Source organism: Streptomyces luteogriseus (genome assembly GCF_014205055.1).
Taxonomy (GTDB): domain Bacteria; phylum Actinomycetota; class Actinomycetes; order Streptomycetales; family Streptomycetaceae; genus Streptomyces; species Streptomyces luteogriseus.
Genome location: NZ_JACHMS010000001.1, coordinates 6,926,631 through 6,940,658, shown reverse-complemented (window position 1 = coordinate 6,940,658; position 14,028 = coordinate 6,926,631). Strand labels below are relative to the sequence as shown.

General features: G+C 71.9%; 12 protein-coding genes. 7 read left to right on the top strand and 5 right to left on the bottom strand.

What is annotated here, in order from left to right:
* Positions 1 to 29: 29 nt before the first annotated feature.
* From BJ965_RS30910 to BJ965_RS30900, 3 genes are read left to right on the top strand one after another with little or no spacing between them, the layout of a single operon-like run.
* The gene (locus tag BJ965_RS30910; RefSeq protein WP_184913218.1) at positions 30 to 1,646 is read left to right on the top strand and encodes a PP2C family protein-serine/threonine phosphatase; all 1,617 of its coding nucleotides are present in this window, start codon (positions 30 to 32) and stop codon (positions 1,644 to 1,646) included.
* Positions 1,643 to 2,749, top strand: a complete 1,107-nt coding sequence (locus BJ965_RS30905) for a cobalamin B12-binding domain-containing protein (RefSeq protein WP_184913216.1) — start codon at positions 1,643 to 1,645, stop codon at positions 2,747 to 2,749. The genes BJ965_RS30910 and BJ965_RS30905 overlap by 4 nt, the downstream gene beginning before the upstream one ends.
* Positions 2,750 to 2,772: 23 nt before the next feature.
* A complete protein-coding gene (locus BJ965_RS30900; RefSeq protein ID WP_184913214.1) occupies positions 2,773 to 2,988 on the top strand; it encodes a hypothetical protein in 216 nt (71 codons plus the stop codon).
* Positions 2,989 to 3,006: 18 nt separating this feature from the next.
* Here BJ965_RS30900 and BJ965_RS30895 read toward each other — a convergent pair whose 3' ends face one another.
* The 3 genes from BJ965_RS30895 to BJ965_RS30885 are packed head-to-tail and all read right to left on the bottom strand — an operon-like array spanning position 3,007 to position 6,063.
* Complete coding sequence (locus BJ965_RS30895; protein WP_030848475.1) at positions 3,007 to 3,600, bottom strand: TetR/AcrR family transcriptional regulator; 594 nt, start codon at positions 3,598 to 3,600, stop codon at positions 3,007 to 3,009.
* Positions 3,601 to 3,628: 28 nt separating this feature from the next.
* A complete protein-coding gene (locus BJ965_RS30890) occupies positions 3,629 to 5,293 on the bottom strand; it encodes a class I adenylate-forming enzyme family protein (RefSeq protein WP_184913212.1) in 1,665 nt (554 codons plus the stop codon).
* On the bottom strand, positions 5,290 to 6,063 hold the full coding sequence (locus BJ965_RS30885; protein ID WP_184913210.1) for an SDR family oxidoreductase: 774 nt from the start codon (positions 6,061 to 6,063) through the stop codon (positions 5,290 to 5,292). The genes BJ965_RS30890 and BJ965_RS30885 overlap by 4 nt, the downstream gene beginning before the upstream one ends.
* A gap of 283 nt (positions 6,064 to 6,346) precedes the next feature.
* On the opposite strand from BJ965_RS30885, the gene BJ965_RS30880 reads away from it, so the two are divergent.
* Both BJ965_RS30880 and BJ965_RS30875 read left to right on the top strand, forming a co-directional pair.
* Positions 6,347 to 7,591, top strand: coding sequence for an exo-beta-N-acetylmuramidase NamZ family protein (locus BJ965_RS30880; protein ID WP_184913208.1), 1,245 nt, complete (start codon positions 6,347 to 6,349; stop codon positions 7,589 to 7,591).
* Between the two features lie 92 nt (positions 7,592 to 7,683).
* Complete coding sequence (locus BJ965_RS30875; protein ID WP_184913206.1) at positions 7,684 to 9,000, top strand: serine-threonine protein kinase; 1,317 nt, start codon at positions 7,684 to 7,686, stop codon at positions 8,998 to 9,000.
* Positions 9,001 to 9,020: 20 nt separating this feature from the next.
* Here BJ965_RS30875 and BJ965_RS30870 read toward each other — a convergent pair whose 3' ends face one another.
* Complete coding sequence (locus BJ965_RS30870; protein ID WP_184913204.1) at positions 9,021 to 11,819, bottom strand: penicillin acylase family protein; 2,799 nt, start codon at positions 11,817 to 11,819, stop codon at positions 9,021 to 9,023.
* A 263-nt stretch (positions 11,820 to 12,082) separates the two neighbouring features.
* Here BJ965_RS30870 and BJ965_RS30865 point away from each other — a divergent pair, with 263 nt between their 5' ends.
* Both BJ965_RS30865 and BJ965_RS30860 read left to right on the top strand, forming a co-directional pair.
* Positions 12,083 to 12,685 (top strand): hypothetical protein, encoded by a 603-nt coding sequence (locus BJ965_RS30865; protein ID WP_031107668.1) that lies wholly within the window; start codon positions 12,083 to 12,085, stop codon positions 12,683 to 12,685.
* Positions 12,686 to 12,760: 75 nt separating this feature from the next.
* Positions 12,761 to 13,528, top strand: coding sequence for a 3-keto-5-aminohexanoate cleavage protein (locus BJ965_RS30860; RefSeq protein ID WP_184917697.1), 768 nt, complete (start codon positions 12,761 to 12,763; stop codon positions 13,526 to 13,528).
* On the opposite strand, the gene soxR is transcribed toward BJ965_RS30860, so the two are convergent.
* Positions 13,485 to 13,952, bottom strand: coding sequence for a redox-sensitive transcriptional activator SoxR (gene soxR, locus BJ965_RS30855; protein ID WP_184913202.1), 468 nt, complete (start codon positions 13,950 to 13,952; stop codon positions 13,485 to 13,487). The two genes, BJ965_RS30860 and soxR, sit on opposite strands and share 44 nt — an antisense overlap.
* Positions 13,953 to 14,028 lie beyond the last annotated feature (76 nt).

Here is a 14,028-nt window from a genome sequence, read left to right as displayed (position 1 = left end):
GGTGTGGGTCACGCGTAGGGGCCCCGTACATGACTTCTTCCCCGGCCAGGCCCCGCCCCGGTGCGGTGAGCACCGTGAGCGCCGCCTCCGCCCCCTGCCCGGTGGTGGTCCTGGACGCGGACGGGCACATCGCGGAGCTCAACGACGCGGCCGGCGCGCTGCTGCCCACGGCGCGTGTCGGACGGCCGCTGTCGTCCCCCGCCTGGCTCGCCACCGCTGACCGGGCCCGGCCGGTCCCCGTCAGCGGGGTGGTGGGCGACCGGTCGTTCTCGGCGCACCCCTCCGTGACGGCGGGCGCCCGCACGGTCTGGTGGCTGATGGAGGAGACCGCCTACCGCTCCGCGAGGGGAGAGCTGGAGGCCGAGCGCGGGCGCACCCGGTTCCTCACCGACGCCTCCAGCGCTCTGCTGGCCTCGCTGAACCTGGAACGGTGCATGGAGGTCACGGCGCGCCTGGCCACCGAGCATCTGGCCGATGCCGCGCTGGTCATCGCACCCACCGCCGCCAGGGCACTGCCCGTGGTCGCCTTCGACCACCGCGGCGAGCTCACCCGCAGCACGGCGCCCGAGGCACCGGAATCCGTGCCGGGACTCGCCGAAGCGCTGCGGGGCTTCCCGCCGGTGCCCTCGCGGTGGATCGACCCCGCGACGGCCCCGGACTGGCTGATACCGGCGGGGTTCGGCGAGGTCGGCTCGCTGGTGATCACACCGCTGCCGGGGCTCGGCGTACCGGCCGGGGCGCTGATCCTGCTGCGCCGGGCGCAGCAGGACGCGTTCACCGAGGCCGAGGAGTCGCTGGCCGGGCTGTTCGCCGCCCGGGCCGGCGCGGCGATGTCGGCCGCCCGCCTCTACGCGGAACAGAACTCGATCTCGGACACCCTTATGCGGGAGCTGCTGCCGCCCACCCTGCGTCAGACGGAGGGCGTTGAGTTCGCCGGGGGCTACCGGGCCAGCAAGGACACGGAGCGCGTCGGCGGCGACTTCTACGACGTCCATCCGCCCGGCGAGGACTCCCCCGAGACCCTCGTGGTGCTCGGGGACGTGGCCGGCAAGGGGCTGGAGGCCGCGGTCCTCACGGGCAAGATCCGCAACACGCTGCACGCGCTGCTGCCCATGGCCGATGACCACGCCAAGCTGCTGCGCCTGGTGAACAACGCCATGCGCAGCAGCCACCACACCCGCTTCGCCACCCTCGTGATGGCCTCGGTCCGCCGGGAGGAGCGCGAGGTGTCGTTGAGGCTCACGTCCGCCGGGCATCCCGCGCCGCTGATCATCCGGCGGGACGGGACAGTGGAGGAGGCCGACACGGGCGGCACCCTGATCGGCGTGCTGCCCACCATCACCTCCCGCACCGCGCGGGTCCGGCTGGCGCCGGGGGAAACCTGCCTGCTCTTCACCGACGGCGTCACCGAGGCCAGGGGCGGCCCGCTGGGCGACACCATGTTCGGCGACCAGCGCCTCAAGCGTGCGGCGGCCGAGTGCGCCGGTCTGCCGGCGGAGGCGGTCGTGGAGCGCGTGCAGATGGTCACCTCGCAGTGGATCGGCGACGGACGCCACGACGACATCGCCGTCCTGGCCATCACCGCGCCCCGCGGTGCCCACCTCAGTGCGGTGGACGGTGCGACCCGGGGCAGGTACACGGCATGACCGCACGCATCACCGACATCGACGACGGTCCGGGCCGCCACGGCGTCGGCGCCCGCCTCTCCGCGCCGCACGACGACGCCGCGTCCGCTCCCTGGGCGGACAAGCTGTGGGCCGCGGTCCGCACGGGAGACGAGTACGCGGCCGTCGACGTCGTCACCGACGCCCTGAGCGCGGGTGTCGAGCCCGAGTCGGTGCTGCTGGACGTGATCGGCGCCGTGCAGCGCAAGGTCGGCCTCGAATGGGCGGCCGACCGCATGAGCGTGGCCGACGAGCACGCCGCCACCGCCATCAACGACCGGGTCATCGCCGTCCTGCCGGCCCGGCGTCCGGCGAACGGCCGGGGCCGGATCACGGTCGCCTGCGTGGACCAGGAGTGGCACGCCCTGCCCGCGCGCCTGGTGTCCGAGACGCTGCGGCTGCGCGGCTGGCGGGTGGACTACCTCGGCGCACAGGTCCCCACCGCCCATCTGATCAGCCACATCCACCGCACCGGACCGGACGCGGTGTGCCTGTCGAGTTCGCTGCCCACCCGGCTGCCTCTCGCGCACAGCGCGATCACCGCCGTCCGAGCGGCCGGTACCCCGGTCATGGCCGGTGGTCTCGCCTTCGGTGCCGACGGCCGCTACGCCCGTCTGCTGGGCGCCGACGCCTGGGCACCCGACGCCCGCGCGGCGGCGGACCGGCTCGCGGCCGGTCCCTTGACCCGGCCGGTGCCCGCCCACCAGACGATCGACGATCTGCCGCATCTGGGCGACCAGGAGTACACACTGGTCGCCGGGTCCACCACCCGGCTGGTGCGCGACACCTTCCAGCGCCTCGCACAGCACATCCCCGCGATGCGGGACTACAGCGACGAACAGCGTGAGCGCACCGCCGAGGACATCGCCCACCTCGTCAACTTCCTGACGGCCGCCCTGTACGTCGACTCCGACGAGGTCTTCACCGGCTTCCTCGTGTGGACCGCCGAGGTGCTCACCGCCCGTGGTGTTCCGGCGCGCTCGCTGCTGCCGTGCCTGGACCTGCTGGAGGAGCAGCTGCACGACTTCCCCCGCGCCCGACGGCTCCTCGACGCCGGGCGCACCGCGCTCGCCTCCCGCCCCTGACCCCGAGACGCTGGACGAATCCCGTGACCACCTCCACCGGCACCGGCCCGCACACCGCGCGCGTGTGCCTCACCGGCGATCTGGACTACGACACCTGCGGCCGGGACGGCATCGCCTTCCACCTGGACGGCGTCGGCCCGGCGCTGAGGCGCCTGCTCGAACTCACCGGCACCCACGAGTACCTGACGAGCCCCCAGCGGTCCGGGGCGTCCGCCGGGAACCGCCACGGGCGCACCTGAGGCGGGGCGGGACGGCCGCTACGGGCGCAGCGCGCGCAGCAGCAGGTCGGCAAGGTGGTCCGCGACCTGCTGGGGCGTGAGGGGCCCGTCGGGGCGGTACCAGGTCGACAGGTGGTGGACCGAGCCGAAGTGGTAGTCGACCACGAGGTCCGCGGGGGTCGCCTTGGAGAAGACGCCGGATTCCTGACCCTCCTCCACGAGCGCGCGGAAGCGTTCGTGGTAGCGGCGGCGCTCGGCGCGGACCTGCTTGTTCTTCTCCGGGCTGAGGTGGTGCATGGAGCGCCAGAAGATCATCGCGTCGTCGAGGCTTTCGATGGTCGTCACCACGACGTCCGCGGCCGCGGCCCGCAGCCGCTTCTCCACCGGCTCGTCGGCTCCGGCCACGGCGTCCAGCCGCTCCTGCTGGATGCGCAGCACGCGCGCGTACACCTCGTGCAGCAGGTCGTCCTTGGAGCCGAAGTAGTGGTAGAGCGCCCCCTTGGTGACACCGGCCGCCTCGACGATCTCCTGCACCGAGGTGCGGTCGTAGCCCTGCTCGGCGAAGAGCCGGGTGGCGGCGGCCAGGAGCCGCTGAGGCACGGGCGTGCCGTCCGAGTCCGTGGTCCTGGGCACTGCCGCCACCTGCCTTTCCGTTCTGCTGTCAGTTGCCTTGCGTACGGGAACGCAGTTCCCGCCGGAGGATCTTCCCACTGGCCGTCTTCGGCAAGTCCGGCAGGATCTCCACCTGGCGCGGATATTTGTAGGCGGCCAGTCTCTCCTTGCAGTAGGCGGCGAGTGCATCCGGGTCCGTGTCGGCGTCCGGCCGCAGGCTGATGTACGCCTTGACGGTCTCCCCGCGGTACCCGTCGGGCACTCCGACGACGGCTGCCTCGCGCACCGCCGGGTGCGTGTAGAGGACGTCCTCGACCTCGCGCGGCCACACCTTGAAGCCGGACGCGTTGATCATGTCCTTCTTGCGGTCGACGACGTAGAGCCAGCCCTGTTCGTCCATGAAGCCGATGTCGCCGGTGCGCAGTTCGGCGCCGGGGAAGGTCTCGGCGGTGGCGTCGGGGCGGCGCCAGTAGCCGGGCACGACCTGCGGGCCCCGGACGACGATCTCGCCCTGCTCGCCGAAGGGCACCTCCTGGCCGGCGTCGTCGACGATCCGTACGACCGTGTCGGGGCCGGGCAGTCCCACGGCGAGGGTTCCGGACACCGGGTCGACCGGCGCCTCCAGACCGGGCGGCACGGAGGCGCAGGGCGCGGTGCACTCGGTCAGTCCGTAGCCGTTGCGAATGTACGGCCCGAAGCCGGCCCGGAACTTCTCCACCAGGGCGGGCGGCAGCGGGGCGCCACCGGAGGAGATCACCCGGAAGGAGGAGAAGTGGTCGCGGGTGACGGAGGGGTGAGCGGCCAGCGCCATGAAGGCCGTGGACGGTCCGACGGTGTAGTGCGGGCGGTGCTCGGCGAACGCGTCCAGCACCACGCCCGACTCGAAGCGGTAGGCCAGCACGAGTGTGCCCCCGCTGTTCAGGCAGGCTCCGAACTGGCAGACCATGCCGGTGATGTGGAACAGCGGCGCCAGCGCGAAGTACACGGGCCGCTCGGGCAGACCGAGGCCGGTTCGCTGCCGCTCGGCGTTGTACATGATGTTGCCGTGCGTGTTGGTGGCGCCCTTGGGCGTGCCGCTCGTGCCCGACGTGTAGCTGATCAGCGCGATGTCGGAGGCGCCGGGGTCACGGTCCTCGGGCGCCTTGTGCCCGGCCCGGGCCACGGTCACCAGGTCGTCGGCGTCGGGGGCCTGCGGCAGGCGCTCGAAGGTCAGCACGCGCGCGTCGTCGCGGCTCTGGAAGTCCAGCTCGCACCCGGTGAGCACGATCCGCACGGGCGAGCCGGCGGCCGTCTCGCGCAGATACGACTCCCAGGCCCGGTCCGAGCAGATCAGCGCGGCCACCTCGCCGTCCTTCAGGACGTGGGCCACCTCGCCCGACTTGTACATCGGGTTGACGGGCACGACGACCGCGCCCGCCTTCCATGCGCCCAGCAGGGCGAGCACGAAGTGCGGGGAGTTCTGCAGCAGCACCGCGACCCGGTCGCCGCGCCGGAGACCGCGGGCCGCGAGGTGCCCGGCGACGGAGTCGCTGAGCTCGTCGACCTCCCGGTAGGTCAGCCGGCCGTCGAAGTAGGCCAGGAAGTCGCTGCCGGGCGTCTCGGCCACGACGGCACGCAGGGCGTGCACGAGGGAGCCGGCCGGGCTGATCGCGCCCTTCTGGGCGTCGCTGAGCAGGCCGAGCCAGGGCTTGGCCGCGTAACGGGACTCGGTCACCGGGCCTCCTCCCACTGCTGCTGGATGCGGTTCATGCCGGACAGCCACCGGTCGGGGTCACCGGCCCGGGCCTGATGGTAGGCGGCGACCTCGGAGTGCGGCAGGATCAGGAAGCGGTCCGCCTCGATGCCCTGGAGCAGCGCGTCCGCCACGTGCTCCGGCTCGATCGCGGTCGGCCGGAGCACGAGATCGCCCGCGCTGCCGGTGGCGGCCAGCATGTCGGTGCGCACGCCCTGCGGGCAGATCGCGTGGACCTTCACGCCCCGGTGCCGGTACGTCAGGGACAGCCACTCGGCGAAGGCGAGCGCGCCGTGCTTGGTGACGGCGTAGGGCGCGGCGCCGATCATGGTGAGCAGCCCGGCGGCGGACACGGTGGAGACGAACCGGCCGCTGCCGCGCTCCAGCCAGGCGGGCAGCAGCTCCTGCGCGGCCCGCACATGGGCCATGACGTTCACGTCCCAGGACAGGGCCCAGGCCTTCTCGTCCAGCGGCTGCCCGGGTTCGATGCCGTCGGCGGCGACACCGGCGTTGGCGCAGTAGACGTCGACGGTCCCGCCGAGTGCGTCGCGGGCGTCGCCGACGATCGCCGAGGCGTCGCCGGGCACGGCGATGCCGCCGATGTCCTCCGCGACCTGCTTGGCCCGCCCGGCGTCGAGGTCGTTGACGACGACCCGGGCCCCTTCGGCGGCGAACCGCCGCGCGAGCGCGGCCCCGATCCCGCCGCCGGCCCCCGTGACAACGACTCCGGCCTCTTGAAAGGCTCCCACCATCGGTCTCCTCAGTCGCGGATCGGCTACGCCGTCAGACTAACCGGTCGGTATGTACCAGGGAAGAGGCGACGGCAGCACCCCTGCAAGGGGCGCGGGGAACGCCCTGCAAGGGGCGCGGGGAACTACGCAACAAGCCACCCCCGCCTCGCGGCCACGCCGAAACGCGCCCCATAGGGGCGCGGGGAACCGCGGGACAAGCCACCCCCGACCCGCAGCCTCCCCACAACCCGCGGAAACGCATACCGTGCCCATGCCGACCGTCCCCGCTCAAGGAGGTCACCGTATGCGCCCTTCCAGACGAGCCGTCATCACCACCGCCACGGCGGCAGCCGTATCAGCCACATCCACCGCCTCCACCGCCTCCGCCGCCCAGCGCCGCAGGCAACTTCGCACCGGCTTCGAACGACTCGCCCAGGACGGCTACTCCCTGCTCGACGGCGAGAAGGTCGGGATCGTCACCAACCCCACCGGCATCACCCGCGACGCCCACCACATCGTCGACGTCATGCACGCCGACGCCCGCGTCGGCCTCACCGCCGTCTTCGGCCCGGAGCACGGCTTCCGCGGCACCGCCCAGGCCGGCGGCTCCGAGGGCCGCTACGACGACCCGGCGACCGGCCTGCCCGTCTACGACACGTACCTCAAGAGCGGCCGGGCGCTCGCGGACATCTTCACCGCGTCCGGCGTGGACACGGTCGTCTTCGACATCCAGGACGTGGGCGCCCGCTTCTACACGTACATCTGGACGCTGTACGACTGCATGGAGGCCGCCCAGCTCGCCGGCAAGCGGTTCGTCGTCCTGGACCGGCCGAACCCGGTGACCGGCCGTGCGGCCCTCGGCCCGGTCCTGCACAAGGAGTTCGCCACCTTCGTCGGACGGCAGCCGATCTGCCAGGCCCACGGGATGACCGTCGCCGAGCTGGCGCGGCTCTTCAACGAGGAGTTCCTGACCGAGGCCGTGCCGCTGGAGACCGTGACGATGTCGGGCTGGAAGCGGTCGGACTTCTACGACGCCTCCGGACTGCCCTGGGTGCCGCCGAGCCCGAACATGCCGACGCCGGAGACGGCCCTGGTGTACTCGGGGACGTGTCTCTTCGAGGGCACGAACCTGTCGGAGGGGCGCGGCACCACCCGGCCGTTCGAGCTGCTGGGTGCGGAGGGCGTGGACCGGCGCTGGGCGGCCGCGGTGAACGAACTCGCCCTGCCCGGGGTGCGGTTCAGGGAGGCGTACTTCGCGCCCACGTTCTCGAAGTACCAGGGCAAGACGATCGGCGGTGTGCAGGTGCATGTGCACGACCGGGCCGCGTTCGATCCGGTGCGGACGGGGATCGCCCTGCTCGTCACCGCCAAGCAGGTCTGGAGCGGCTTCGCCTGGCGCCCGGACAACTGGATCGACAAGCTCACCGGCTCCACCCGCGTGCGGACGATGATCGACGCGGGGGCGGACACCGACGAGGTGGTGGCGGGGTGGCAGCGGGAGTTGGCGGCGTTCCGCAGGACCCGGCGGAAGTACCTGCTCTACCGCTGAGCCGAATGCGCCCGTGACGTATGGCCAAGCTCCCCGGTTGGCAGGACGATGCGCCCACATCGTGGCGTCACCCGGGGATCAGGGGGCCTGTCATGGCGGATCAGGCGATGAGTGTGACTCCCTACTGGGAGCTGACGTTCGACGCGGACGGGGACCCCGGGGGCCGCGGGCGCGACCGGCTGCTCGCCGGGGTGCGGGAGCGGGGGGTGCGCGATCTGATCGTCTTCGCGCACGGCTGGAACACCGACCGCTCGGGCGCGACCCGCCTCTACGACCGCTTCTTCGCGCCCGTGCCGCGGCTGGCCCCGGCGGCCCGGGTCGGGTACGTCGGGGTGCTGTGGCCGGCGATGCGGTTCTCCGACGAGCCGATCCCGGACTTCCCGCGGGCCGTGGCGGCCGAGCAGGCGAGACGCCCGGTGCTGGACAAGGACACCCGGCACGCGCTGCTGGAGACGTTCCCGGGCCGGGCGATCCTGGTCGACCAGATCGCCCGGCTGCTGGAGCAGCAGCCCCCGGAGGAGGCCGAACTGGAGGAGTTCGGGCGGCTGGTGCGGACGCTGGTGGAGGTGGTGGCGCCCGGGCCGCAGGCGCTGTTCGCCGCGGACACGGTGGCGGAGGGCGTGCCGCAGAGCGAGCCGGAGATGTTCGCCGGGTCGTCGGCGGCGGCCTGCGAGGAGTTCGCGCGGGCACTGGCGGAGCTCGAAGCGTCCGGGCGGCAGGAAGGGTTCCGGATCCCCGACCCCTGGGACGGCGCCCACGAACTGCTGCGGCAGGCGACGTACTACGCGATGAAGCGGCGTGCGGGAACCGTCGGTGAACGGGGTCTTGGCCGGGTCGTCGGGCAGCTCGCGAAGGCGGCCCCGGGCGTGCGGGTGCACCTGGTCGGGCACAGTTTCGGCGCGCGGCTGGTGTCGTTCGCGCTGCGGGGCCTGCCCGAGGGCGTGCGCACGGTGAAGTCGGTGACGCTGCTCCAAGGGGCGTTCTCACACTACGCGTTCGCGTCCCGGCTGCCGCACGACGCCCGGGCCGGAGGGGTGCTCCAGGGGCAGCAGAACCGTGTCGACGGGCCCCTGGTGTGCTGTCACTCCCGGCACGACGCGGCCCTGGGCACGATGTATCCGCTGGCCTCGCGAATGGCGGGCGACAGCCGGTCGGCCGCGGAACCGGTCATGGGGCGGGTCCTGGGCGCGAAGTGGGGCGCGATGGGCCACGACGGGGTGCAGGCGGTGCCGGGCACGCATGCGTACACCCTCGCCGAGGCTCTGGAGGCGAGACTGCCCGGCTCGGGGTGCGTGAACGTCGACGCGGCCGCGGTGGTCCGACGCGGCGGGCCGCCGGCCGGTGCGCACAGCGACATCCTGCACGCGGAGCTGACCCGGCTGGTCCTGGCGGCGGGCCGGGTGCGCTGACCCGCCGCCGGGTTCAAGCGTCAGCGGTGTGAGGTGAACTCCACGACCTGTTGGTAGGTCGGCCGGTTCTGCCAGCCGATCTTGCCGTGCTTGATACCGCCGAGGGTGCGGTGGTTGATCGAGTCGGCGCACCACTGGTCGCCCGCCGCGCACACGTCGTCGCCGGGGTAGACCTGGGCCGCGGTCTTCGCGGCCGCCTGCTTCAGGGTGCCGATGAGGGTGTCCCGGCAGGCGCCGAGGCTGCCGCCGCCGCAGTACGTGCGGGCCAGCGGCCCCTTCACCTGCTCACCGAGCACCGTGCGGATGTCCTTGTCGACGTAGCTCCACCAGCCGTACTGGAAGGAGCTTCCCGCGTGCGAGCCGGTGGGGCCGTGCGCGGCCGACGGGGACTCGTCGACGGGCAGGTTGGCGGTGACCGCCGTGTAGAGATCGCTGCCGAGGCCGGGTTCGAACTCGGCCTTGACCAGCAGGGGCCACCAGGCGTCCAGGATGCGGATCGCGTCGGCGTCGGCGTACTTCTTCGAGCCGGCCGCGGTCTCCGTGCGCTTGCCGCCGGCGGCGGCCCAGGACTGGAGTGTGTTCACGGCGGCCGCCGCGGCCGGGTCGGTGACGGGCGAGCTGGTGACGACCTTCAGGAGCTTGGGCAGGACGTCCTCGGCCCGCAGGTCCGCCAGTGCGGCGTCGGCCATGGCCTTCACCAGGGCGGCCCGGGTCACCCCGCCCTGCTGGACCAGTTTCTTCACCCGGTCCTCCAGGAGGTTGCCGCGGTGCACGGACCCGTTCCCCCAGGGCGCGGTGGTGTAGTCCCTGGCCTGCTTGTTGTTCCAGGAGACGTAGTAGTCCTGGTCGGTGGAGTGGGGGTGGGCGGAGGGCGGGGTGTAGTCGGCCGTGTTGGTCGCCGGGTCCCAGCCGCGCCACTCGTACGCCGGGCGCGCCCACGCCGGGAACTCGGCGTCGACGCCGTTCGCGCGGACCGGGTTGTCGCCGCTGTTGTAGTACGCGGTGTGCTCGGAGTCGGCGTAGAACCAGTTGAAGGTGTAGTTGATGTGCTGCACGGCCTTCTGGAAGGAGTCGGGGCCCTTGACGTGGTCCGGGTCGTTCAGCATCTGGAAGCCGATGATGGAGTCGGCCTCATGCATGAAGGACGAGCGCAGCGTGGTGTAGGCGACCCGCTTGCCGCCGACCGTAGCGCGGTACTCGACGGGGCCGTACTTCGTGCGCCAGACGCGCATGGTGTACGAGCCGGCCGCGGTGCCGTCGGCGACCGTGGGCTTCCAGGCGTTCTTCTGCTCGATCTTCTCCATCGGCGTGCAGGTGCCGCGGTACAGGTAGTGGTAGTCGTCCTGGCACAGCTCGACGGCGTAGGAGTCGATGATGTCCTGGCCGGAGGTGGTGGCGCTCCACGCGTAGTCCTGGCCGCGGCCGAGCTCGACGTACATGCTCAGGCCCGCGAACGAGGCGCCGCGGGCGCTGATGCCCGGGCCCTGGATCTCCTGGAGCAGCAGCAGTTGGGGCGCGAAGTAGCCGGTCTGCGGGCCGAACACCGCGACGGGATGGCCGCTTGCGGTGTGCTTGCCGCCGACCACGAGGGCGTTGGACATGCCGCGCTTGGCAGACGACGTGGCGGCCTTCGCGGCATCGCCGGACGCGCCGGTCGCACCGGCCGTGGTGGCGCTGCCGGTGCGGTCGTACACGAGCGGTTCCGGCTTGACCGAACCGGCGTCGGGCAGGGCGGTGCCCTGCGGGTCGGCCGGCTTGGTGCCGTAGGGGAAGCTGCCGTCGTGCTGGGTGAGGACGGCTTCCGGGTCGTTGCGCATCCGGAAGGACTCCCAGACCTTGGTGCCCTCGGTGACGCCGTACTTCTCCTGCGCGGCCAGGAGCGAGAGGGCGTTGTCGACCTCGCCTCCTCCGCCGGAGCCGAACAGGGCGCCGATGACGGAGGCCAGCGCGACCAGGTCGGTGATCTTGAAGTGCTCGATGGTTCCGGCGTTGGTGACTGAGTCCTTGTGCCCGGTGAGTACGTACTCACCGGGGAAGGTGCGCCCGCTGTCGGAGGCGTCGATGTAGGAATTGATGCCGTCGAGGTAGGCCCTGGCGTCGGCGAGGGCCTGCTGTCCGCGTTCGCCGTTGGTGGCGACGGCGTTGTCGATCTGCGCCTGCAGATCGGCCTCGCTGTACGGGGCGTGCCGCCAGAACTGCTGCTCGAGGCCCTGGTTGGAGGGCGCACCGCCCGCGAAGGAGGTCAGCTGACCACGCCCGACGTGCCGGAAGACGTCCATCAGCCACAGCCGGTCCTGGGCCGCCGCATAGCCGGCGCCGAACTCCGTGCCGTATCGGGTGGTTCCGGTGATGTGCGGCACACCGGTCTTCTTGTCCCGGACGATCGTCACGTCGCCGCGTCCGGCGGGTTTGACGCTGGAGGCGACCTGGTCGGCGGGGACTCCGAAGGACGCGTCGTTGAAGAAGCTGTTGATCTTGTCGTTGGTGAGCCCGGGGTAGCCCTTGGCGAGGTTGGCATAGGGCCCGAGCTGGTCCTCGGCGTGCTCGGGCTGGGTGCCGAAGGCCTGGTTGAGGAGGATCTGGGCGAGGGTGGCGTTGCCGTTCTGTCCGGGCGGGAGGATGTCCGAACACTGGTTGCCGCAGTGGTCGTTCGCCGCGGCCGTGACCTGCGTTGCCGCTGTTTCCGAGGCGGCAGCCGGGGCAAGCGGCGACAAGAGACCTGCGATCAGGGTGCATACCGATGCTGTCTTCAGGAACCCGGGGATTCCGCTGGGAGTTCTCATTCTGTCGAGAACGGTGCGTGGGGCACGCCGTGGCATGGGGGGGCTCCTCCCGACGGGGGTGGCGGGATGTTACCGCCGGTATCCCCCGGCTTGAAGATGAACAAGCGTCACTTTTTGAAGTCAGCACAACAAGCACACGGATCACGGCAGTCGACTCGCGAGCCTCTCGGGCCGCTTATGGAGGCCATTTGAAATCGGATGGAGCCGATTCGCTTGTCGATACGTCTATTCGGCGACGTCCGTACGACGACGCCGAAGTGACCGGATTACAGGTGCAGGTGTGACGGAGGTGCAGGACGATGGCGGGTTTCCGGAGTCTGGCGAGACAGGTCCGCGATCCGCGGTGCGATCTGGCCTTGCGGCGTTATTCGCTGCGCAAGTGCCTTGAGAGGTTCGCGCCTTACGGACACAGGGCGACCTGGGACCATCTGTGCTCCCGGGCGGGGTTCGGTCCCGAGGACCGCTCCCCCGATCCGGTGCGGCTCGTGGCCGCACTGGACGAACTGGAGGAGGCGCGGGCGGTCTGGCTGGCCTACGAGGTCGAGTTCGCCGAGCGCCGCAAGAAGGAGAAGCACGACGGACTGCGCAGGCCGGGCAGTGTGGACGACTGGCACCGGCTGACCTGGGGCGGTTTCGGTGTGGCGTGGTGCGACGATCCGGCGGTCCATCCCCGTGAACCGCTGGCCGAGGTGCTGCGCCGGCTGATCGCCGCGCTGGAGCGCGAGCCGGGCTCGGAATGCCCGGTGTGCGACGGGCAGCGGCTCGTCTGGAGGTACGACCTGGACCACGAACCCTCGTCCGGTCCGGTCTGCACAGACTGCGGAATCCTGGTGCCGCGTCCCGTGCTCACGCCCGAGTCCCTGGCGTACGCCCGGCGTACGAGGCTGTTGGTGTCGGCTTGACGGATGCGGGTGCGCGGGGGGTGCGCCGGGGATGCCGCACCCCCACTGTCGGTGGTGACTGGCACCATCGACGCCATGATGCAGGTGTGCCTGAACGGTTCGCGGACGGCCGCTGACGGTGTGGCCGTGCCGCTGACACCCGAGTCGATCGCCGACTCGGCCGCCGAGGCCGTCGCCGCCGGGGCGACGGACATCCATGTCCACCCCAAGACGCCCTGCGGGCAGGACACGTTGTCGCCGCGGGTGCTCGCGCCGGTGCTGTCGGCGATCCGGGCGCGGGTACCGGTGCCGGTGGGCGTGACCACGGGCGCGTGGGCGGAACCCGACCCCGCCGCCCGGCTGCGGCGGATCCGCGACTGGACCGTGCTGCCCGACCACGCCTCGGTCAACTGGCACGAGCCGGGGGCCGAGGAGACGGCCGCGCTGCTCATGGAGCTCGGGGTGGGCGTGGAGGCCGGCATCTGGTCGGGCACGGACGGGGCCGAGCGATTCGCGGCCTCACCGCTCGGGCCGAGGGTACTGAGGGTCCTGGCGGAGGTGACGGACACGGACCCGCCGGTCGCGGTCTCCTCCGCGCGGGCGCTGTTGTCCGCCCTCGGGACCGCGCACGGACGCCCGGTGCTGCTGCACGGCGAGGACGGGGGCGCCTGGCCGGTGCTGCGGCTCGCGGGCCGGCTGGGCCTGGCCACCCGGATCGGACTGGAGGACGTCCTGGTCCTGCCGGACGGGCAGCGTCCGGGGTCGAACGCGCAGCTGGTCGCGGCCGGGCTCGCGGAGTACGCGGCGAGCCGGGCGGGTGTTACCCGCGACCGCCCCGGTCGACCATCAGGCGGGAACCCGTGAGGCGTTCACCGAAGACGTCGTCGGGGTTGGACAGGACACAGGTGTCGAGGGAGAGGCAGCCGCAGCCGATGCAGTCGGCGAGGTGATCCCGCAGCCGGTTCAGCTGATTGATGCGCTCTTCCAGTTCGGTGCGCCAGACTTCGGAGAGATGCGCCCAGTCCTCCCGGGTGGGCGTGCGCTCCTCGGGGAGTTGGGCGAGCGCTTCACGGATCGTCGCCAGGGGGATGCCGACCCGTTGCGCAGCCCGGATGAAGGCGACCCGACGGAGCGTGTCACGGGAGTAGCGGCGCTGGTTGCCCGAGGTCCGGCGACTGGTGATGAGGCCTTTGGACTCGTAGAAGTGCAGGGCGGAGACGGCGGCGCCGCTGCGCGCCGCGAGCCGGCCGACCGTGAGCTCATGGATCTTCTCTGGAATCCGGTGCACCCCTCGAACCCTACCGAGTCCGTTGACAGAGCCCCCACAGCCGACCATGCTAAGCAGTCGCTTAGAGATTGAGCAC